The organism is Candidatus Kinetoplastibacterium crithidii, assembly GCA_027557655.1.
GTDB lineage: Bacteria > Pseudomonadota > Gammaproteobacteria > Burkholderiales > Burkholderiaceae_B > Kinetoplastidibacterium > Kinetoplastidibacterium crithidii_C.
The window spans coordinates 54,441-75,886 of sequence record CP064915.1 but is presented as its reverse complement, the minus strand read 5'-3'; the positions used below and the strand labels follow the sequence as shown (position 1 = coordinate 75,886).

General features: G+C 30.1%; 20 protein-coding genes and 2 tRNA genes. 9 read left to right on the top strand and 13 right to left on the bottom strand.

All coding sequences use genetic code 11. The annotated features are described in order from the left end of the window. Window positions 1-96 precede the first annotated feature (96 nt). The gene (locus I1N47_00380; GenBank protein ID WBF65627.1) at window positions 97-732 is read left to right on the top strand and encodes a carbonic anhydrase; all 636 of its coding nucleotides are present in this window, start codon (window positions 97-99) and stop codon (window positions 730-732) included. A 72-nt stretch (window positions 733-804) separates the two neighbouring features. Here I1N47_00380 and grxD read toward each other — a convergent pair whose 3' ends face one another. The 4 genes from grxD to I1N47_00360 are packed head-to-tail and all read right to left on the bottom strand — an operon-like array spanning window position 805 to window position 4,382. Continuing rightward, window positions 805-1,122 (bottom strand): Grx4 family monothiol glutaredoxin, encoded by a 318-nt coding sequence (grxD, locus tag I1N47_00375; protein WBF65626.1) that lies wholly within the window; start codon window positions 1,120-1,122, stop codon window positions 805-807. A gap of 43 nt (window positions 1,123-1,165) precedes the next feature. Continuing rightward, window positions 1,166-1,984, bottom strand: a complete 819-nt coding sequence (gene prmC, locus I1N47_00370; protein WBF65625.1) for a peptide chain release factor N(5)-glutamine methyltransferase — start codon at window positions 1,982-1,984, stop codon at window positions 1,166-1,168. A 20-nt stretch (window positions 1,985-2,004) separates the two neighbouring features. Beyond that, window positions 2,005-3,081, bottom strand: coding sequence for a peptide chain release factor 1 (gene prfA / locus I1N47_00365; GenBank protein WBF65624.1), 1,077 nt, complete (start codon window positions 3,079-3,081; stop codon window positions 2,005-2,007). A gap of 38 nt (window positions 3,082-3,119) precedes the next feature. Beyond that, window positions 3,120-4,382, bottom strand: coding sequence for a glutamyl-tRNA reductase (locus I1N47_00360; protein WBF65623.1), 1,263 nt, complete (start codon window positions 4,380-4,382; stop codon window positions 3,120-3,122). A gap of 152 nt (window positions 4,383-4,534) precedes the next feature. Here I1N47_00360 and I1N47_00355 point away from each other — a divergent pair. From I1N47_00355 to I1N47_00340, 4 genes are all read left to right on the top strand, one after another. Further along, window positions 4,535-4,610, top strand: a tRNA-Phe gene (locus I1N47_00355). 229 nt (window positions 4,611-4,839) lie between these two features. Further along, on the top strand, window positions 4,840-6,063 hold the full coding sequence (gene argJ / locus I1N47_00350; GenBank protein ID WBF65622.1) for a bifunctional glutamate N-acetyltransferase/amino-acid acetyltransferase ArgJ: 1,224 nt from the start codon (window positions 4,840-4,842) through the stop codon (window positions 6,061-6,063). 9 nt (window positions 6,064-6,072) lie between these two features. Continuing rightward, the gene (locus tag I1N47_00345; protein ID WBF65621.1) at window positions 6,073-6,942 is read left to right on the top strand and encodes an ATP-binding protein; all 870 of its coding nucleotides are present in this window, start codon (window positions 6,073-6,075) and stop codon (window positions 6,940-6,942) included. Further along, window positions 6,932-7,903: a Nudix family hydrolase gene (locus I1N47_00340; protein WBF65620.1), complete on the top strand. Its 972-nt coding sequence runs from the start codon at window positions 6,932-6,934 to the stop codon at window positions 7,901-7,903. The genes I1N47_00345 and I1N47_00340 overlap by 11 nt, the downstream gene beginning before the upstream one ends. A gap of 7 nt (window positions 7,904-7,910) precedes the next feature. Here the strand turns inward: I1N47_00340 and zapD are convergent, their stop codons facing one another. Further along, window positions 7,911-8,660, bottom strand: a complete 750-nt coding sequence (gene zapD / locus I1N47_00335) for a cell division protein ZapD (protein WBF65619.1) — start codon at window positions 8,658-8,660, stop codon at window positions 7,911-7,913. 58 nt (window positions 8,661-8,718) lie between these two features. Beyond that, window positions 8,719-9,321 carry a dephospho-CoA kinase gene (locus I1N47_00330; protein ID WBF65618.1) on the bottom strand — a complete coding sequence of 201 codons (603 nt, stop codon included), beginning with the start codon at window positions 9,319-9,321 and terminating at the stop codon, window positions 8,719-8,721. A gap of 238 nt (window positions 9,322-9,559) precedes the next feature. On the opposite strand from I1N47_00330, the gene I1N47_00325 reads away from it, so the two are divergent. Both I1N47_00325 and thiD read left to right on the top strand, forming a co-directional pair. Next, window positions 9,560-10,363, top strand: a complete 804-nt coding sequence (locus I1N47_00325) for a thiazole synthase (GenBank protein ID WBF65617.1) — start codon at window positions 9,560-9,562, stop codon at window positions 10,361-10,363. Window positions 10,364-10,368: 5 nt separating this feature from the next. Next, on the top strand, window positions 10,369-11,196 hold the full coding sequence (thiD, locus tag I1N47_00320; protein WBF65616.1) for a bifunctional hydroxymethylpyrimidine kinase/phosphomethylpyrimidine kinase: 828 nt from the start codon (window positions 10,369-10,371) through the stop codon (window positions 11,194-11,196). Between the two features lie 55 nt (window positions 11,197-11,251). Here thiD and I1N47_00315 read toward each other — a convergent pair whose 3' ends face one another. Beyond that, entirely contained in the window at window positions 11,252-12,097 is an 846-nt protein-coding gene (locus I1N47_00315; GenBank protein WBF65615.1) for a Tim44 domain-containing protein, read from the bottom strand. Between the two features lie 462 nt (window positions 12,098-12,559). Here I1N47_00315 and I1N47_00310 point away from each other — a divergent pair, with 462 nt between their 5' ends. After that, window positions 12,560-14,146: a glutamate--cysteine ligase gene (locus I1N47_00310; protein WBF65614.1), complete on the top strand. Its 1,587-nt coding sequence runs from the start codon at window positions 12,560-12,562 to the stop codon at window positions 14,144-14,146. 22 nt (window positions 14,147-14,168) lie between these two features. On the opposite strand, the gene I1N47_00305 is transcribed toward I1N47_00310, so the two are convergent. Continuing rightward, a tRNA-Arg gene (locus I1N47_00305) sits at window positions 14,169-14,243 on the bottom strand. Between the two features lie 32 nt (window positions 14,244-14,275). Between I1N47_00305 and I1N47_00300 the strand changes: the two genes are divergently transcribed. Continuing rightward, window positions 14,276-15,157, top strand: a complete 882-nt coding sequence (locus tag I1N47_00300) for an NAD(P)H-hydrate dehydratase (GenBank protein ID WBF65613.1) — start codon at window positions 14,276-14,278, stop codon at window positions 15,155-15,157. On the opposite strand, the gene priA is transcribed toward I1N47_00300, so the two are convergent. The 5 genes from priA to atpG all read right to left on the bottom strand — a co-directional run bounded on the left by priA (window position 15,154) and on the right by atpG (window position 21,395). Beyond that, window positions 15,154-17,235, bottom strand: coding sequence for a primosomal protein N' (gene priA, locus I1N47_00295; GenBank protein WBF65612.1), 2,082 nt, complete (start codon window positions 17,233-17,235; stop codon window positions 15,154-15,156). The genes I1N47_00300 and priA overlap by 4 nt on opposite strands. Before the next feature lie 254 nt (window positions 17,236-17,489). Then, entirely contained in the window at window positions 17,490-18,557 is a 1,068-nt protein-coding gene (locus I1N47_00290; GenBank protein WBF65611.1) for a uroporphyrinogen decarboxylase, read from the bottom strand. A gap of 46 nt (window positions 18,558-18,603) precedes the next feature. Beyond that, window positions 18,604-19,035 carry a F0F1 ATP synthase subunit epsilon gene (locus tag I1N47_00285; protein WBF65610.1) on the bottom strand — a complete coding sequence of 144 codons (432 nt, stop codon included), beginning with the start codon at window positions 19,033-19,035 and terminating at the stop codon, window positions 18,604-18,606. Window positions 19,036-19,050: 15 nt separating this feature from the next. Then, window positions 19,051-20,466, bottom strand: a complete 1,416-nt coding sequence (gene atpD, locus I1N47_00280; protein ID WBF65609.1) for a F0F1 ATP synthase subunit beta — start codon at window positions 20,464-20,466, stop codon at window positions 19,051-19,053. A gap of 29 nt (window positions 20,467-20,495) precedes the next feature. After that, entirely contained in the window at window positions 20,496-21,395 is a 900-nt protein-coding gene (gene atpG / locus I1N47_00275; GenBank protein ID WBF65608.1) for a F0F1 ATP synthase subunit gamma, read from the bottom strand. Between the last annotated feature and the right edge of the window lie 51 nt (window positions 21,396-21,446).

Below are 21,446 nucleotides of genomic sequence, written 5' to 3'. Positions count from 1 at the left end.
TAATTTCTTAATTATTCTATAAATAAATACAACAGTTTATAATTATTATCTACATTAGAAACTGTTGTATAAATTAAAAAATGAATTTAAATAAATATGTTTCCCAAAAGACTGTTAGATGGCTATTTCTCATTTAGAAATGGAAAATTGGCTAACGAAAAAACTAGGTATAAAGAATTAGCAAAATCTGGTCAAAATCCAGAAATAATGATTATCGGATGTTGTGACTCAAGAGTATCTCCTGAATTAATTTTCGACTCAAAACCAGGAGAAATGTTTGTAGTCCGTAATGTTGCTAACTTAGTCCCTCCATATGATAAAGATCCTAATTCTTCTTACCATGGAACTAGTGCAGCTATAGAATATGCTGTTAGCGCTCTTAATATAAAATACATAGTGATACTGGGACATGAATCATGCGGAGGAATAAAATCATTCATAGAAAACAAAAAACCTCTAAGTAATGTAGACTTTATAGGTAAATGGATGTCCCAAATTGCACCAGTATCTTCTTCTCTAAAAATAGATAACCAATATTCTAAAGAAAATAGCAAAAAATTAGAACTAGGAGTGATAAAACAGAGCATTAATAATTTACTAACATTTCCTTCTATAAAAACAAAAGTAAACAATGGATCATTAGAAGTACATGGAGCATACTTCCTAATATCTACTGGCGACCTACTAATAAGAAATTACAAAACTGATGTTTTTGATATGAAAATTGAATGAATATATTGTATAGTATAATATTACATTGTAATTATAATAATACTATGAAATAAAATCAAAATTGAACTCATACTACTTCTTTTTATTAAGCAAAGCCTTTAATTCCCCAGTATCGTTAAGATCACTCATAATATCAACACCTCCTATAAACTCACCATCTATATACAATTGAGGTATTGTTGGCCAATTAGAATAATCTTTTATGGCTTGACGTAAATTCTCATCTTCTAAAACATTGACGGTGAAAATATCTGATATACCACAATCAATCAATATTCTTACAGCTTTACCTGAAAAACCACATAGAGGAAATTTACTTGTTCCCTTCATAAATAAAACTACACGATTACTACTTACTATATCTTCTATAACTTTCTCTATACTTTTCATAAAAATACCTATATATTAAAAATAATAAATTCTTCTAAAGATACTATATAAAACCACCTGTTACTCTTTCAATACCTGACAAATCACTCAAACTATAAACATTTTTAAACCCTGCTGATTCCATTATATTCTTCACGCTAGAAGCATGATTCCAGGCATGTTCTATCCATAAAGATGCCCCCTCTTTCATATAAGCGGGAGATGTCTCTACAATTTTGCTAATGCTTCCCAAGCCATCTATAGATTCGTCTGTTAGGGCAAGTCGTGGTTCATAAATTAAATCACCCATCATAAGATGTTTATCTTCTCTAGAAATATATGGAGGGTTGGCTAATAAAAGATCAAACTTCTCTTCCGGGTTAATGGACTTGAACCAGTCACTTTCTATAAGCTCTACTGTAGCTCCCAAAGCAATGACATTATGACGAGCTACTTCTAACGCTTGAGAACTCAGGTCACAACCAACAACGTTGATATCTGGCCTATTCAGAGCAATTGATATTCCTATAGCTCCACAACCAGTACCTAAATCTATAACCCTAGGATTCAGGTATTTATCTCTTAATAATTTCAAACCATGCTCAACTATTAATTCTGTCTCAGGTCTAGGTATTAAAACATTTCTATTCACCATAAACATATAATTCATAAATTCTTTATAACCTACTATATAAGCTATAGGTTCACCATTCAACCTCCTTCGATTTAATTCCATATATGAATTTACAAATTCATCAGATAAAACTTCATCATCATGAGCAATAATCCATGACCTAGATTTATGTAATATCATTTCTAGCAAAATCATTGTTTCTAATCTAGAGATTCCACTATCAATTATTAAATTCTTAATAGAAACCATCAATAATTATACCTATAAAACTACAAGCTAATATTAGCTAACTGTTCTGCTTGAAATTCTGCAAGCAAGCTCTCTATTATTTCATCCATATCACCATCCATAATTTGTGATAATTTATATAAAGTCAGATTAATTCTATGATCAGTAACTCTGCTTTGAGGATAGTTATAAGTTCTTATGCGTTCCGATCTATCTCCAGAGCCTACTAGGCTTTTTCTTTCAGCAGCTTCTTTATTTTGCAAATCTCTTATTTCTTTATCTTTTAACCTTGCAGCCAATACTCGCATGGCTTTCTCTTTATTACGATGCTGTGATCTGTCATCCTGGCACTCTACAACAAGACCAGTAGGCAAATGAGTAATTCTAACAGCAGAATCTGTTTTATTAATATGTTGCCCACCAGCTCCACTAGCTCTAAAAGTATCAATTCTTATATCATTATTATTTATCACAATATCACTAACTGTATCTGCCTCTAACATAACGGCAACAGTACATGCAGAAGTATGTATTCTACCTTGAGTCTCTGTATCAGGCACTCTCTGAACTCTATGTCCACCAGATTCAAACTTTAAATGAGCATAAGCAGAACGACCATCAATTCTGATAATAACTTCTTTATAACCCCCAAAATCTGATAGACTTTCAGAAATCAATTCAGTCTTCCAAGCTTTACGCTCCGCATAACGAATATACATTCTCAATAAATCAGCAGCGAATAAAGTACTTTCATCACCACCAGTTCCTGCCCTTATCTCTAAGAAAAAACTACGATCGTCATTAGGATCTTTTGGTAGTAATAAAATATGTAATGCACTTTCCAATTCTTCCAAAATTTGCTTATTTGATTTAATCTCCTCTTCTGCCAGATTCTTTAATTCTGGATCAGAAATCATTTCATATGCTTCAGCAATATAGTTTTCAATAGAAACTAACTCAGCAAACTTGTTGACTACAGGTTCTATTTCTGACCTTTCACAGGACAACTTACGAAAATCATCAATATTAGTAAATACACTTGACTCAGCAAGCATAAGATCAATTTCTTTTAAACGATCAGATAACTCTTCCAATCTCTTACGCATCGATTGCTTCATGAAAATCACACTACAAAAATACTGTTATATTAAATAAATTATTTATCTTGACTATCTATTACTTTAGACAAATATCTATGGATATGTGAAAAATCTTCTTCTTCACTATTTTTCATAGCAATTATTAACCCATGCAAGAACTTTTTAGTTATCCTATGAGCCATAACACTTATAACATATTCTTTATTAAAATTCTTATGAATCATATTATTAGCTCTTTCTATTTCTAAAAGCTTAATACTTTCAATTTTATTAATAAGATTAGTTATTGTTAAGGTCAAATCTCTTTGATGAGCCCACTTCATAAATATCTTTACTTTTTCCAATATAATATGCTCAGCCTTAGGAATAGAAGCTCTCCTAGCTTCCAAGCCTTTTTGAATAATACCTGCTAAATCATCAATTGAATATAAGTTAACATTGCTTAAATCGCCTATTATAGGATCTATATCTCTGGGAACTGCTAAATCTATCATTAATTTATTTGTGCCATAAGATATCTTTTCAATATATGAATTATCGATGATGAATTTATTACTTGCAGTACATGAAATAACAATATCAAAATCTGATATATAATCATATATTTGTTCGAAAGGAATAAGATCAATAGAAAACTTATCAGCAAGATTTTTAGATTTTGCCAAAGTTCTATTTGATATTACCATCCCTCTAAAATTTACAGAACTAAAATGTTTTATGCAGAGTTCTATCATCTCCCCTGCTCCAATAAATAGAACTTTGGCATTTTGCATTACATTATTCATGTTAATATTAGCCAATTTTAAACATGAAGCAGCAATTGAAACGGAATTTCTACCTATATCAGTTTGAGTACGAACAGTTTTAGCTACAGAAAAAGCATCCTGGAACAGACGGTGAAAGAAAAAACCTATACTTTTAGTCTCATTAGCAATTACTACTGCTTTCTTCATTTGACCAAGAATTTCTGGCTCTCCCAAAACCATTGAGTCCAAACCACTAGACACTCTAAAAATATGATGTACAGCTTCAAAATCAATATAATAGTAACTATGTTTTCTAAAAACATCTGGATCTATACTACCTATTTCTGCAAACCATAAAAATAATTTATTAAGAAATTTAGGATTAGCAACACAATATAATTCTGTACGATTACAAGTCGAAAGAATCACTGCCTCATTAATCTTATCATCAGTCAACATCGGCAAGTCAGATAGTGCCTTTCTTATAACATCAACAGACAAGCTAATTTGCTCACGAATTACGAGAGGGGCTGACGTATGATTCAAGCCAATAACAATAGGAACTATTATCATTTGTAAAAATTTAGTGTTAAAAAAGCAACATTTATTGTTTTAGAATCGTCATAGATCCAGTGTCTTGCAAGATATATGATGAACTAACAACCGATTATTTGCAATTGGTATTGTTATATTACATTTTTTTATATATAGTTACTAGATTATAAGGCCCGGTAGCTCAGTCGGTAGAGCAGAGGACTGAAAATCCTTGTGTCGGTGGTTCGATTCCGCCCCAGGCCACCATTTTTAAATCAAATCTTAAATTTCCTTAATCTACATATTTAGTAATCCCACAAGATTAAATAGCAAATTATTTCTTTATTAATAATTTATATTACGAATCATATCTATAATTACGATTATACTTATAATAGCTTTAGTTCTAAAAACAAAAGTTATTATAGTAATCAATTACTAAGTATATTGCTTAATCAACAAGTTTATACTTTTACCTATATTGGAGTTTAGTGATATGGCTGTCAATTTAAATATTCCAGATGACAATAAAATTTTTCCAATTAATGGAATAGAAATAGCAATTGGAGAAGCTGGCATAAAAAAAAATAACAAAAAAGATCTCACAATATTTAAATTATCACCGGGAACTAATGTAGCTGGAATATTTACAAAGAATTTATTTAAAGCAGCCCCAGTTATAATTTCTGAAAAAAATTTAGCAAATAAAAAACAAATAAAAACATTAATTATTAATACTGGCAATGCAAATGCAGGAACTGGATCCACGGGAATAGAAAAAACACAAAAAATATGTACTGAACTTGGAAAACACTTACAAATAGATCCACAGGAAATACTTACTTTCTCCACAGGAGTAGTAATGGAACAACTTCCTGAAGATAAAATAATAAATGCCCTACCCAAAACTTTGAGTAATTTTGGAAAATATACATGGAAAGATGCTGCTTACAGTATCATGACAACTGATACAAAACCAAAAATATTTTCCGAAAAGTTAGATATTAATGGGAAAGAAATAACAGTTACCGGCATAAGCAAAGGGGCTGGTATGATCTGCCCTAACATGGCGACAATGCTAGGTTTTATTGGTACAGATATTCAAATAGAAAAATCATTGTTAGATAATATGATTAAAAAAATTGCAGATTTCTCTTTTAATCGTATTTCAGTAGATGGTGATACTTCAACAAATGATTCTTTCATAATAATGTGTACAGGCAAATCAGGCCTAGAAATTAACGATGAAAATGACCCTAGCTATGAAAAAGTTTTTGAATTATTAAAAAAGGCCGCAATAGATTTAGCACAGAAAATTGTTAGAGATGCTGAAGGAGCAACAAAATTCATTACTATAAATGTAGAAAAAGCAACCAATTCACAAGAAGCACTTAAAGTAGCATATGCAGTTGCTCATTCACCTCTTGTTAAAACAGCCTTTTATGCATCTGATCCTAACATAGGACGTATTCTAGTTGCAGTTGGATACTCAGATGTAAAGATATCAATTAATAATTTATTCATATGGCTTAATGATGTTCTTATTGTTAAAAATGGAGAAATAAATCCAGACTACATAGAATATGATGGGAAATATGTACTACAACAAAAAGAAATAATAATCAGAATATCACTTAACCAAGGAAAAGCTCATGAAACTATTTATACTTGTGATCTTTCCCATGAATACATAACGATAAATGCAGATTACCGTTCTTAGTGAGATAGCATGAAAAATATTGACATTAACGAGTTATACGCTTTGGCTGAAAAAGTACTACTTCAAATCCATAACTGGCTTCCTCCTGTACCAAAAGAAGTAGACTGGAGTGCTAGTGCATACAAATGGAGAAAGTTAGGTCCTAAAGGCCATTTACACTCTATATTTAATTTTTCTAAAATAAGTGTAGATGATTTATCTCATATAGAAAGACAAAAGAATATTATAGATGATAATACTTATCAATTTGTAAATGGTCGTCCTGCTAACAATGTATTGATGACCGGGGCTCGAGGAACAGGCAAAAGTTCATTAGTACGTTCAATGCTTGATAAATATAGCAAAAAAAATCTGAGGTTAGTTGAAATTGACAAATCAGATTTAGGAGACCTATTCGATGTAGTAGAATTATTAAATGATAGACCAGAAAAATTTATTATTTTTTGTGATGATTTATCATTTGAAGAAGGGGAAATTGGATATAAGGCACTGAAGTCATTCCTAGATGGCTCAATCTTGTCGACTGGAAATAATATATTAATATATGCTACCTCAAATAGAAAACATTTAATTCCAGAATATTTTAAAGAAAATTTACAAACTACTAACGATATTAATGGAGAAATACATCCAGGAGAAACTATAGAAGAAAAAACATCTCTTTCAGAAAGATTTGGAATTTGGATTTCATTTTATAATTTCAATCAAGACACTTACTTAGATATAGTTCAATATTGGATAAACAAAATTGGAACAAAACAAATAGAGCAAAATGAATTCCGTTTAGAAGCTTTACAATGGGCATTAGAAAGAGGGTCACGTTCTGGAAGAATAGCAAATCAATTTGCACGTCATTGGGTATCAAAAAATGGCAAATAATATAACTATAAAAGTATCTATAGGAATAATATTAAATGAACATAATGAAATTTTGCTAGAACAAAGGCCTAAAAATGAATCCTATCCATTTTATTGGGGATTTCCTGGCGGCAAAGTTGAAAAAAATGAATCTCCGAATGAAACCCTAAATAGGGAACTTAAAGAAGAATTAGACATAGATATAATAAAATCTTATCCATGGGTAAATCATATCTTCTACAAACAGAATATAAAATATCACTTATTATTCTACAGAGTAATTCAATGGCAAGGAAATATTTATGGTAAAGAAAAACAAAATCTACAATGGACAAATATAAATCAAATTAACAAAATTGATAATCTGCTTCCAAGTGCTTCCTACCCAATAAAATGGTTAAAAATACCTAATACATATGGAATAACTTCAATTCAGAACGAAAAAAATATCGAGTCATTCTTAATTAGACTAGATGCTGCTCTTAGTAAAGGACTATCTCTTGTACAATTTAGAGAACCAAATTGGCCAGATGGGCTATCATCAAAATCTTTATATAAAGCAATGAATCTAGTATTAAGTATCTGCAAAAAATACAATGCTAGATTATTAATAAACAGCTCTCATCCAGAGTCATGGTGGAAAGAAGCAAATGGAGTACATTTACGTTCTATAGATATGGAAAATTTTTCCTATGAGTCTAATAAAATTAAATCTAATTTTTTAACAGCTGTATCAACACATAATAGCAATGATTTAGAATTTGCCTTTAGCAAATTAAATGCAGATTTCGCTGTGCTAGGACCTGTAAATAATACCCTAACACACCCTGGCGAATTGGGGATAGGATGGAGTAATTTTAAAAGATTAGTTAAAGAAGCAAAACTACCAGTATTTTCTCTAGGTGGTCAATCAGAAAATTGCAGAGAATTAGCATACCAACATGGAGCTCATGGAATAGCAGGGATCCGAGCTTTTATATAAAAATATTTTATTTACATAAAGCCATATCAAATACAATATTTTCTTTTACATATTTAGACTTAAAATTTTCATCTTGAAGAGAAAACCTTATCCAAATCATATGTTTATTAGCACTTATTTCTGGAAAAACTCCAGCTTTCCTATCTACACCAACCCTTAATAATTGATATATTTTCCCACCTAACATTTGTTTATATCCTTCTTTTTCTGCTAAAAATTCTGAAAATTCTCCCGACTCTCTTAACAATTCAAGAACTATTTTCAAAGCATCGAATAAAGGGCTAATATGAGAAAACCAAGACAATAAATCATTTCTTCTTTCTTCATCTGGTTTATGTTGCCAAAAGTGATATGAAGGCATATCAGACTGTGCAGCACATCCATAGACCAAGAGTTTACTTCTCACACTATTTAACCATTCATTATCTCTCAAAATATTACCTGGTCTGCCTGATGTTATTAATCTAGCACTAATGTTTTTTATTTCAGTCAGTGTACCCTCGAGAGCTTTTTGATTAACCGCGTTATGTTCACGAAAACGTAAAAAAGATAAACGTTGCTTCTCTAAATCTTGCAGAATAGCACCTTTAATATCTGACCGCTCAATAAGATCAATAATATCAAAAAATGAAGAGACTGCTAACTGATGTAATCTAATATCATTGCTATTTATTGCAAAAAGCAACCTATCAAACAAATATTCTAAACGCAAATATGCTCGAATATGCTCATTAAAAGGATGTTCAAAAAAAATCACGTTATATAAAAATCCAGTTATAAAATTAAAAAATTTATTACAATAAAATTACTGAACATTATTGGGACAACAAACACCAATTTTTATGTTTAATCAAAACTTGCCTATATAACTCGTCAGTAGAAATATTATCACCATTATAGATAACATCGTCTGCATATTTTAAACGCATAAACCTAGGTGACTGAGATTTAATTATCCTCATAATTAAATCTACTTCAATACAATCACGATCCCTAACCCGTTTTATTTGATCACAAATATTGCAATCAACTACACATATACGATCAATCTTATTAATCCAATCTTTTGATTCAATTAATAAAGGAACAACAAAGACTACATAATTTCCATAGAAACTGGCTGCTTTTAAAAAAGCAAGCTCCATAATCAATGGATGCAAAATATTCTCAAGTTTTATTTTTTCTGAATAATCTAAGAAAATTCTATTCCTCATCCATATTCTATTTAATGCCCCTTTATCATTTATAGATTCAGAACCAAATGCTTTCCTAATATGTTGAATAGCTTTTCCACCAACACTAGTTAATTCCCTAGCTATTTGATCAGTATCTATAATAAAAACCCCTATTTGTTTTAAATAATTAGAAACTAGAGTTTTACCAGAACCAATACCACCAGTTAGACCAACTTTAAACACAAAATTAATAATCCTTAATCTCTAATATATACTTAAATAAAATAAATTTATTAAAACCTAACGAGTAATTCACATATATCATAAATAGGTGTAATATTATAATTATCTTATAAATAAATCTGTTATATAGTATTGGTAGTCTAAATCATCAATAACATAAAAATCATCTTATAATTAATTATTATAACTCATCCAATAACTATATAACCTTATTAATATATAAATTCTGGAAATTAATATGAATAATGAAGATGTTTTTTGTATTGCTGATAGAAAATTTACATCTAGACTACTTGTAGGTACTGGCAAATATAAAAATTTTGAACAGACAAGACAAGCGATAGTTGCAAGTGGTGCTGAAATTGTAACTGTAGCAATTAGAAGGACTAATATTGGTCAAAATAAAGAAGCTCCTAATCTATTAGAATTCATACCTTCATCTGAATTTACGCTCTTACCTAACACAGCAGGATGTTATAACTCAGAAGATGCAATTAGAACTTTGAGATTAGCTAGAGAATTGCTTAATGGTCACAATTTAGTAAAACTAGAGGTTCTAGGAAATGAAAAAACATTATTCCCAAATATGCCAGAAACAATTAAAGCTGCTGAAATTTTAGTTAAAGAAGGATTTCAAGTAATGGCATACTGTACTGATGATCCAATACAATGTAAAATTTTAGAAGATATAGGTGTTGTTGCCGTTATGCCACTAGCATCACTTATAGGATCTGGGATGGGAATCCTAAACCCATGGAATTTACAGTTAGTTATTGATAATGTGAAAATACCTGTATTAGTAGATGCAGGAGTTGGAACAGCATCAGATGCTGCTATTGCAATGGAATTAGGATGTGATGGTGTATTAATGAATACTGCTATAGCATGTGCTGGCAATCCTATTTTGATGGCTAGTGCAATGAAAAAATCAGTAGAATCTGGTAGAGAAGCTTTCTTAGCAAAACGTATGCCTAAAAAAACATATGAAAGTTCTCCTAGTTCTCCTCGTGAAGGATTAATTCATACTAGTAAAAACGACTGACCTAAATGAATAAGATAGATATAGTTAATACTCTAAGTATAGCAGGTTTTGATACATCTGCAGGAGCTGGTACTCTAGCAGATGTAAAAACCATGAGTGCTCTAAACGTCTATGCTTGTGCTGTAATAACAGCAGTTACAGCACAAAATACATCTGGTGTATATGGGATATCATATATGCCTACAGATTTTATTTCCAAACAAATTGATGTTATTTTCCAAGATATCAATATCAATGCAGTTAAAGTAGGAATGCTTGGAAACTCTGAAATTACATTGGCTGTAAAAGAAAGTCTTATAAAATGGAAACCTGCCCACATAATATTGGACCCAGTAATGATATCTAAACATGGTGATTATTTACTCAAGTCTAATGCTACGAAAACCCTGGTAGATCACCTGTTACCAATATCTACAGTAATAACTCCTAATATACCTGAGGCAGCAATAATTACTGGAGAACCACCAGCACAAAACTTAGCAGATATGAAAATTACTATAAAAAAATTACATAGTAAGATGATTTCTAACAATTCTAATAATAAGTGGGTAATTCTTAAGGGAGGTCATTTACCAGGAAATGAAATGGTTGATATGATTTTTGATGGTGAAAATATTATAGAAATACCTGGAGAAAAAATACATACTAATAATACACATGGTACCGGATGCACTTTATCAGCAGCCTTAACAGCCTTTATAGCTAGAGGAGAAAATGTATTATCAGCAGCAGAAAAAGCAAAATTATTTTTAACTAATTCTATTATAGACTCGAACAGACTAAAAGTTGGTCAAGGTTATGGTCCATTACATCACTTCCACAAATGGTTTTAACCATAAATTATCTTTAATAAATACTACTTAAATATATGAAGTAAAATAAAAATAATTATATGGTTTTTTGTTGAATTCCTGATAGCAACCATCCTGTACCATCATATTTCTGAAAATTCCATATTTCTTCAAAAGATAAAGGCCTCGAATTATTAGCATAATCAATAGTACCAGAAAAACAAATACTAGCTAAATAACAATCATCCAACTTGCTTATTGATAAAAGTTGAGCTTCTACTTCTAAAACTCTAGTATTAATATCTGAATTAGAATCAAATTGATTTTGAAGCTCTAGTAATAATTCCTTTGTCAAATATTCTTTTAAATTATCCTTATCTCTTTTATTCCATATTTCTTGAATATAAATAAAAATTCTTTTTGCTTCATTTAAAAAACTATCTTTGTTAAATTCAATATCATTTGGAATATTATAAAAATCTTCAGATATAATCTTAGCTTCTGATATATCTTCATTATTTGTTTCTCCATAAGGAGATTTATATTTATTTACAAACTTAGAATTTACCCCTAATGAGTCTACAGAAAATTCTGATAAAGCATATTTCCTAATAATATAAATTATAATTCCTACAATAAAAAACCAAATAAATAAATTAGTGAAAAAATTAAAAAATAAATTATTTACGCCAAAAAATGAAAAAATAGTAGCTAACCATAAACCACTTAAAACTGCACCTAACATACTTCTATCTTTTTTATTTATAGCTTCTTTCTTTAATGAAGATTTATTATGATTAGATTTATTAGAATAATAATTATTATTCCGTATTTTACTCATATTTGAAAATTGTCTACCATAAGATCCTCCATTACCTATACGTCTTGCATCAGCATTAAAAGAAATTGAAAAAATTGACAAACTAATTATAATTACAAACATAAATTTATTTAAAGTTAATCTATGCATAAAATATCCTAAAAACCCAAAATGATGAAATTCATTCTTATAATGAAATATTATGCTCTATTTACAATATATACATAATAAACTAAGGAGTTATTATACAATATAAATATAATAAGCTAATTGTCAAATAATCTAACCAAAATAACTTTTGGAACTTTGAAGAAAACAATTACAATTACTACTTATTATCAATAATTAATGCAAAATATTAATCAAATATAATAAAGTTAAAATCTCTATTAATTACTTTCAAATATTGCTATGAATATAATATACATGTATATTGTATAATTTCAAACTCGATAACTTAGATACAACTATTAATATAATTACAAGTCTTATATGATAAGAAAGTTATAGGATTACTGTCTTTATCACCTAATTTCCTAAAGTCAATCATAAACAACGAATATATTATAAGAAAACAATCTAATAATGCATAATTCAAGAAATATATCTTTTAAAGAACCATTTTTAAATAAACTAGATAGGCTTAGAAACATATCTAATATTTCAAATAAAATACTAAGAGGTATTGAACGAGAGGGATTGCGTGTAGATAATACTGGCAAGTTATCTTGTAAAAAACATCCTAAAAAACTAGGTTCTCCTCTTACAAATGATAAAATAACTACTGATTATTCTGAATCTATGTTAGAACTTATTACTGGTACAAATGATAATATAGATAAATTAATCAAAGAATTATTAGATACTCATCATTTCGTCTATGAATCCTTAGAAGAAGAGATACTATGGCATAACTCAATGCCTCCATTGCTAATGCCAAATGAAAAAGATATACCTATAGCCTATTATGGAGAATCTAATGCTGGTTTATTAAAACATATTTACCGCAAAGGGTTAGCTCATCGCTATGGAAAAACAATGCAATGCATATCTGGTTTGCACTATAACTTTTCAATTAATGATGATATCTGGCAAGAAATATATGATAGTTCTAAAATAACCATGGATTCTATTAGATCATATGGTTATTTTTCTTTAATAAGAAATTTTATAAGATATTCTTGGCTAATACTATACCTTTTTGGATCATCACCAGCAATATCAAAAACATTTTTTAAACCAAATCATACTTGCAAATTAGATATTCTAGATAATGAAACACTATATATGCCTTATGCAACAAGTTTAAGAATGAGTGATATAGGTTATCAAAGCAATGTGCAAAAACAATTAAAAATATGTTATAACGACCTAGATACGTTTATTGAAAAAATTACTTATGGTTTAAAAACATCCTGGCCAGAATATGAATTAATAGGAACATATAAAAACAACGAATGGTTACAATTAAATACTAATATTTTGCAAATAGAAAATGAATATTATTCTAGTATTAGACCAAAATGCACCGTTAAAAATGGCGAAAGACCAATAAATGCACTAAAAAAAAGAGGTGTAGAATATATAGAGATTAGATGTCTTGATATAGATCCTAACTCCAGCATAGGCATATCAAAAGATACTTGTTTATTTCTAGATTCTTTTTTATTATTCTGTGCTGTAAATGAAAGTCCAAATTTTTATAATGATAGTGACTATAAACATTACTATGATAATTTTATAAAAGTATCTACACATGGCAGAAAACCTAATCTTCTATTAAACAATAAAAACAGTATTTCATTAGTAGAATGGGGAAATGAAATAATAGATAAAATAAAACCTTATGCTAAGCTATTAGACAAAAATAATATAGGTGAACCATATAGTAAAGCGCTACAAACACAACTTAAAAAAATTAATAATGTAGAACTAACTCCTTCTTTCGATATATTAAATCAGATACAGAAAAATAAGAAAAACTTACATGACTATACTCTTGATAAAAGCAAACAACATTATGAGAATATAATGAAGCATAAGATAAGCAAAGAAACTCTGGCTGAGTATCATTACCATTCTGAAAATTCAATTGAATTACAAAAAAATATCGAGAAAAATGAATCTGAAAGTCTAGAAAATTATATATTAAATAGCTTGGAGCTTTGCTAAATTAACTATATTCTAAGCAATATGGCGCATCCGACAGGAATTGAACCTGTATCAAGAGCTTCGGAGGCCCTCATTCTATCCTTTGAACTACGGATGCCTTTTTAAAATTATTTATATTTTATCACTATTATGAATAATATTTCCTCTAAAGAAATAATTATTAAATATGTAGAACCTAAAAATCTACAAAGCATTTTAAAAAAAAGAGAAAAAAATAGCCATAAAGGAGATTTTGGAACTATATCAATAATAGGAGGAAACCGTGGAATGGAAGGATCAGTATTATTAGCTGCACGAACAGCTATAAAAATAGGGTCAGGCAAAGTTTTAATAGGTTTTACTCAAGAAAACATACCTATAACTGTTGATTTAATTCAACCAGAACTTATGCTACAAACTGCTAGTCAGATACTAAAATATTTTTTAACAAAAATTGATATATGGATTATAGGATGTGGTATGGGGCAAAATAATATTTCCAATATTATTCTTCATAAAGCTCTATATTGTATAAAAAATAAAATTATTGTTATAGATGCAGATGCCATTAATATTATTGCTAAACAAAACAAAATATTCAAAAATTCTTCTAATACTATAATTATGACACCTCATCCTAGTGAAGCAGCTAGATTATTAAAATGTACTACGAAAGAAATCCAAATAAATAGGATAAAATCAGCTAGAAGAATTAGTGAAATATATAAATCATGGACTGTATTAAAAGGATTTGAAACAATTATATCTAGTCCAAATGGAAATATATTAATTAACACTAGTGGTAATCCAGGATTGGCATCTGCTGGGACAGGTGATGTCTTAGCAGGAATGATAGGAAGTTTTTTAGGACAAACTGATGATATACAGCAAGCAATTTCTGGAGCTGTATGGTTACATGGTAAAGCTGCAGAATATTTAGCTACTATAAATAAAGGACCTATCGGAATGACAGCTAGCGAACTTGCTGAAGCAGCACGCGAAATACTTAATCAATATATTTATAAAAACTAGATTTCTAAAGGATCAACTTCTAAAGACCATCTAATTTTACTGATTTTATTAACAGAAATATTAGATATTAATAATCTTAAAAAACTTAATAAGGTAGATCTACTGCTACTTTCTATTAATAATTGAGCTCTCTCTACATTAGAAAGCTTAACAATTCTTGCTGGCAATGGCTCATAACAAATAATTTGATTTCTTTTTTTAAATTGTTGAAGAATATCATTCTTAATGGAAAAATTGATTTTTTCTAAAAAACTCATTGAAATATCAATTTTTTTAGATTCAGCAGTTAACAGAGCTTGAAAAACATATGGTGGCAATAAAGTTTTCTTTCTTTCCTCTAAAAGAACATCGGCAAAACCGACGTAATCATGTTTAATTAATGACTGATATACTATATGATCTGTAAAAGATGTTTGTATAATAACTTCAGAACCATCAATATGACGACCTGCCCTTCCTGAAACCTGCATTAACTGCGAGAATAAACGTTCTGGCGATCTAAAATCCTGTGAAAATAGCATCGAATCAGAATTAATAACACCAACAAGACTAACCATAGAAAAATCATGGCCTTTTGTAACCATTTGTGTACCTACTAAAATATCTACTTCCCCTCCATGAACAGCTGATAATAATAAATTGGCACTACCCTTATTTTTTGTTGTGTCAGAATCTATTCTAACAATCCTAGCTTCTGGGAAAATTGAAAAAAGAGTTTCTACAATTTTCTGAGTACCGAAACCTATGGTTTTTAAGTCTTGATTTCCACAACTAGGACAAATATTAGGAATATGGGTATGATAACCGCAATGATGACAATGTAGTTTATAATTGTTATTGGAATAACTATGTATAACAGTATACACACTACATCTAGGACAATTGCTAATCCAATTACAGGCATAACAATAGAAAACTGGAGCATAACCTCTTCTATTAATAAATATTAAAGATTGTTCTTTTTTGCTCATTCTTACTTTTATAGCTTCTATAAGCTCGTCCGTTAGAATACTAGAACATGATATGCTCTTAGTGTCAACTAACCTTATAACAGGCATTTTTATATTTTTTACTCTTTTGTCTAGTGATATTAGTAAATAATGATTATTCTTAACATGGTTCCATGTTTCTAAAGAAGGCGTAGCAGAACCTAAAATTATTGGAATATTTAAATCCTTAGCTCTCCATATAGCAATATCTCTAGCTGAATATTTTAATCCATTTTGCTGTTTATATGATATATCGTGTTCTTCATCTATAACTATTAATCCAAGCTTATTCATAGGAGTAAATATAGCCATACGCGTTCCTAAAACTACTCTTGCTTGTGATTTTTGTATCTTAGACCATGATTTGACTCTTTCCTGAATAGATAAACCGCTATGAATAACAACTATTTCTTCTTGTTTAATTAAATTATTAAAATATGATCTTACTGAATTTTCTAATTGTGGAGTAAGATTTATCTCTGGAACAAGAAATAGAATTTGTTTCTCAGTATTAAGAAATGATTTTGCGCTATTAAGATATACTTCTGTTTTACCTGAACCAGTTACACCATGCAATACAACAGTCCTGAAATTATCTAATGAAATAATTTTATTTATAGCTTCTTGCTGCTGATTATTCAAATCATATGTAGACTCTTTTGAACAAACATTATACTTCGTAGTTTTTAAGTTAGCTCTAACAACAGGACTTAACTTAACCTTTTTTTTACCTTGGTAAGCAGAAATATTTCTCAATGGAGCAGGAATGACAGAATAGATAACATCACCTAAAGATCTTTGATAATATTCTGAAGTAAATTTTATTAACCTTAACCAATCGCTACTAAATGGAGGTAAATCATCTAATACTTCTATTACCATCTTCATTTGTGATAGTTCAAAAGATGGTTTTGATAAATAACTACATACTATGCCTATTACAGTTCTCTTTCCAAATGGAACAATCACTCTTGACCCTAATAGTATTTTTTCCTTACTTTTATATTCAAAAACACCACCCATAGGAGCTCTAATAGCTACTTTCAACCAAAAATAACTACCAATATCAGAGTCTTGACTATTTTGCATAGATATAATTAATTTTTATTATAGAAATCTCTATTTAAGATCAAACCTATATTATTACAATCAATGTTAACAAATATGTTAATAACTTTGTGGAAAATATGTTGACCATGTGGAAATATATAATACAAAAAACATAACTCTAAAAAAACTATTGAAAAACATAGTGTTATATATTTTTATATAAAGCTATATTTCAAAAAGAAGCAATATAAAGCAAAACAATCTGTGGATAAATTCCAAAATACTTATAACTATTAAACATGATATTGTCTGCTGTAAGAATGTATTTCATTAACAAGATCTAATACTAATTCATGTGGCGTATCTTTATTCATACCATGACCAAGATTAAATATATGACCTGCAGATTTACCAATAATTCCAAAAGAGTCTATTACTCTTCTTGCCTCAGAAATAATAAACTTATGACTACCCAACAGAACCATAGGATCCATATTACCCTGTATAGCAACCTTATCCTGTGATTTAGCCCTAGCTTCCTGTAAATTTATAGTCCAATCAACACCAATAGCATCACAACCACTACTAGATATCTCTTTAATCCAAACAGCTCCACCTTTTGTAAAATGAATAATTGGAATTATATTACCATTATATTGTTTTTTTATTTTTGAAAAAATTCTTTTATTATAATCTAATGAAAATACTTTAAAAGCTTCATCAGATAATATCCCACCCCAACTATCAAATAACATGATAGCCTGAACACCTGCCTCTATCTGTCTATTTAAATATTGAATTATAGACTCTGTATTTACTTCTAATATTTTATGTAATAGGTCCGGTCTAGAATATAACATAGTTTTTATAGTCTTATATTCTTTACTACTCTGACCCTCAACCATATAGCAAGCAAGAGTCCAAGGACTACCAGAAAAACCTATAAGAGGAACTTTACCATCTAATTCTTTATTAACTAAATTTATTGTATCAAAAACATAATTTAAATCATTAAGATCAGGGACTGTCAATTTTATGATATCTTCTTCATTGTTAATCGGATGAGAAAATATCGGTCCATGATTCTCTACAAAATTTAAACCTAAACCCATAGCATGAGGTATAGTTAAAATATCTGAAAATAGTATAGCAGCATCTAGTGGATAACGCTCTAGAGGCTGTAATGTCACTTCACAAGCAAACTCTGGATTCGTCACTAAATTCATAAAAGAACCAACTTGCTTACGAACTTTCCTGTACTCAGGCAAATATCTACCAGCTTGTCGCATAAACCAAACTGGAGTATAAGGGACAGATTTTCTCAGTAAAGAGCGTAAAAAGAAATCATTTTTCAAAATCATCTAATACCTTAAGAATTATTAACAAATTAACGAACAGATGTTATAATCAATATTTGTTAGAATTATTACTACCATACATACGAGCAGCACGAGTTTGTGCAACTAAAACATTAAGCTCTGCTTCAACAACAGCAATATCTGATTTATTTTTAGCATTTCGCAAAGTTTCTTCTGCTCTCTTCCTTGCTTCTGTAGCTCTGGCTTCATCTAAGTTGCTTGCCCTAATAGCCGTATCAGTCAATACAGTAATTTCATTAGGCTGAATTTCTAATATACCTCCGGCAACAAATATATTATGCTCTTTACCATGTTCATCAACAATTTTGATAACCCCTGGACGAACTAATGAAATTAGTGGTGTATGACCAGGCAATATTCCGATAGAGCCAGAATTAGCAGGCAAAAGAACAAAGCTTGCCTGACCGGCATACATTGATTCTGTAACACTAACTATATCAACATACATTAATTTAGCCATAATATGAACTCATAATTATTTGTTAGATTGATTAGCTAATTTATCTGCTTTTTCTATAGCTTCATCAATAGAGCCAATCATATAAAATGCCTGCTCCGGCAAAGCATCACATTCTCCACTAACTATCATTTTAAAACCCCTTATTGTTTCTGATAAAGGTACATATTTACCAGGAGAACCTGTAAAAACTTCAGCTACATGAAAAGGTTGTGATAAAAATCTCTGTATTTTTCTAGCTCTAGCAACTATACCTTTATCTTCTTGAGATAACTCATCCATACCAAGAATTGCTATAATATCTCTTAACTCTTTATATCTTTGCAAAGTCTGCTGAACACTTCTTGCCACAGAGTAATGTTCTTCACCAACAATCTGAGGATCCAACTGACGACTAGTAGAATCAAGTGGATCAACAGCTGGATAAATACCAAGTGCTGCTATATCCCTTGATAATACAACTGTTGAATCTAAATGCTGAAATGTAGTCGCAGGTGAAGGATCTGTTAAATCATCTGCAGGCACATAAACAGCTTGTATAGATGTTATAGAACCTGTTTTTGTAGAAGTTATTCTTTCTTGCAATCTACCCATCTCTTCTGCAAGAGTAGGTTGATACCCTACTGCGGACGGCATTCTACCTAACAAAGCTGATACTTCAGTTCCAGCAAGCGTATAACGATATATATTATCTACAAAAAACAAAATATCACGCCCTTCATCACGAAATTTTTCTGCTATAGTAAGACCAGTCAAAGCAACTCTTAATCTATTACCAGGCGGTTCATTCATCTGACCAAATACCATGGATACTTTATCTAATACATTAGATTCTTCCATTTCATGATAAAAATCATTACCTTCTCTCGTACGTTCACCAACACCAGCAAAGACAGATAAACCACTATGTTGTTTTGCTATATTATTAATTAACTCCATCATATTAACTGTCTTGCCAACACCTGCTCCACCAAAAAGACCAACTTTACCCCCTTTAGCAAATGGACAAACCAAATCAATTACCTTAATACCTGTTTCTAATAATTCTATTGAAGGAGATAATTCTTCAAAAAGAGGAGCTTCACGATGTATAGGGCGTCTTTCTACATGAGATATAGGTCCAGCCTGGTCAATTGGATCACCAAGAACATTCATAATACGACCTAATGTGCCATCTCCAACAGGAACAGAAATAGGCGAGTTAGTCCTAGAAAATCTCATTCCTCTACGCAAACCATCACTAGACCCTAGAGCAATAGTCCGAACTATACCATCACCCAATTGTTGTTGCACCTCTAAAGTCAAATTATTTTCTATAAACGTATTACTTTCTTCTATTAAAACCAATGCTTCATATATACCAGGTATCTGATTTTTAGGAAACTGGACATCAACCACTGCTCCCACACATTGAACGACAATTCCGTTGCTCATTATCCTTCCTTAATTTTAACATTTATACATTAGACAGCAGACGCACCACCGACAATTTCGGATATTTCTTTAGTAATAGCCGCTTGTCTTGTTTTATTATAGATAGTCTGTAAGTCATCTATAACTCTTTTACCATTATCAGATGCAGACTTCATAGCTACCATTCTAGCAGATTGTTCAGATGCCATATTCTCTACAACAGCTCTATAAATCAATCCCTCTACATATCGATTTAAAAGCTCATCTATTACGGTCTTTATATCTGGCTCATAAATATAATCCCAATTATAAATGCTATTATTTTGGTTGTTATATAATGACGAATCTAACTCATACGGATCTTTTAAATCATTAGTTAGAGGCAATAGTTTCAGAAATACAGGAACTTGTCTCATAGTATTTACAAATTTAGTAGTTGCTACATACAAAGTATCAATTTTACCTTCCATATAAGCGCTAATTTGTACCTTAATAGCTCCCAATAACCTATTTAAATCAGGCGTATCTCCAAGTTGCACCTCTTGAGATAAAAGATTAACTCCGATACGAGTCAACAAATTAAGACCTTTCTGACCAAAAGCTGTTGCGTATATATCAATATTTTTCTGATTAAATTCTTTAATCTTTGATAAAACTAAACGACCTACATTTGTATTTAAACCACCACACAAGCCCTTATCAGTAGAAATCAAAATTAAACCAACAGAGGAAACATCCCTATTTAACAAAAATGGATGAGAATATTCTGGGTTAGCCTGCATCAAATGAGCAGCAATTCTACATAATTTACTCGCATATGGCCTAAATATAAGCATCCTATCTTGAGCTTTTCTCATCTTAGATGCGGCTACCATTTCCATAGCCCTAGTAATCTTACGAGTATTTTGCACACTTTTAATCTTAGTGCGAATTTCCTTAATTCCAGGCATTAAAAACTTCCAATCTAAAATATAAACTAAATTACAAGAAAAAATTCTTAT

Excerpts from the sequence above, each read along its gene's own strand:
- I1N47_00380 (WBF65627.1), top strand. The coding sequence starts at position 97 with ATGTTTCCCAAAAGACTGTTAGATGGCTATTTCTCATTTAGAAATGGA.
- I1N47_00310 (WBF65614.1), top strand. The coding sequence starts at position 12,560 with ATGCATAATTCAAGAAATATATCTTTTAAAGAACCATTTTTAAATAAA.
- I1N47_00360 (WBF65623.1), bottom strand. The coding sequence starts at position 4,382 with ATGATAATAGTTCCTATTGTTATTGGCTTGAATCATACGTCAGCCCCT.
- I1N47_00315 (WBF65615.1), bottom strand. The coding sequence starts at position 12,097 with ATGTTTGTAATTATAATTAGTTTGTCAATTTTTTCAATTTCTTTTAAT.
- atpG (WBF65608.1), bottom strand. The coding sequence starts at position 21,395 with ATGCCTGGAATTAAGGAAATTCGCACTAAGATTAAAAGTGTGCAAAAT.
- I1N47_00345 (WBF65621.1), top strand. The coding sequence starts at position 6,073 with ATGAAAAATATTGACATTAACGAGTTATACGCTTTGGCTGAAAAAGTA.
- prmC (WBF65625.1), bottom strand. The coding sequence starts at position 1,984 with ATGGTTTCTATTAAGAATTTAATAATTGATAGTGGAATCTCTAGATTA.
- I1N47_00300 (WBF65613.1), top strand. The coding sequence starts at position 14,276 with ATGAATAATATTTCCTCTAAAGAAATAATTATTAAATATGTAGAACCT.
- argJ (WBF65622.1), top strand. The coding sequence starts at position 4,840 with ATGGCTGTCAATTTAAATATTCCAGATGACAATAAAATTTTTCCAATT.
- I1N47_00285 (WBF65610.1), bottom strand. The coding sequence starts at position 19,035 with ATGGCTAAATTAATGTATGTTGATATAGTTAGTGTTACAGAATCAATG.
- I1N47_00290 (WBF65611.1), bottom strand. The coding sequence starts at position 18,557 with ATGATTTTGAAAAATGATTTCTTTTTACGCTCTTTACTGAGAAAATCT.
- atpD (WBF65609.1), bottom strand. The coding sequence starts at position 20,466 with ATGAGCAACGGAATTGTCGTTCAATGTGTGGGAGCAGTGGTTGATGTC.
- I1N47_00325 (WBF65617.1), top strand. The coding sequence starts at position 9,560 with ATGAATAATGAAGATGTTTTTTGTATTGCTGATAGAAAATTTACATCT.
- prfA (WBF65624.1), bottom strand. The coding sequence starts at position 3,081 with ATGAAGCAATCGATGCGTAAGAGATTGGAAGAGTTATCTGATCGTTTA.
- I1N47_00340 (WBF65620.1), top strand. The coding sequence starts at position 6,932 with ATGGCAAATAATATAACTATAAAAGTATCTATAGGAATAATATTAAAT.
- thiD (WBF65616.1), top strand. The coding sequence starts at position 10,369 with ATGAATAAGATAGATATAGTTAATACTCTAAGTATAGCAGGTTTTGAT.
- priA (WBF65612.1), bottom strand. The coding sequence starts at position 17,235 with ATGCAAAATAGTCAAGACTCTGATATTGGTAGTTATTTTTGGTTGAAA.
- grxD (WBF65626.1), bottom strand. The coding sequence starts at position 1,122 with ATGAAAAGTATAGAGAAAGTTATAGAAGATATAGTAAGTAGTAATCGT.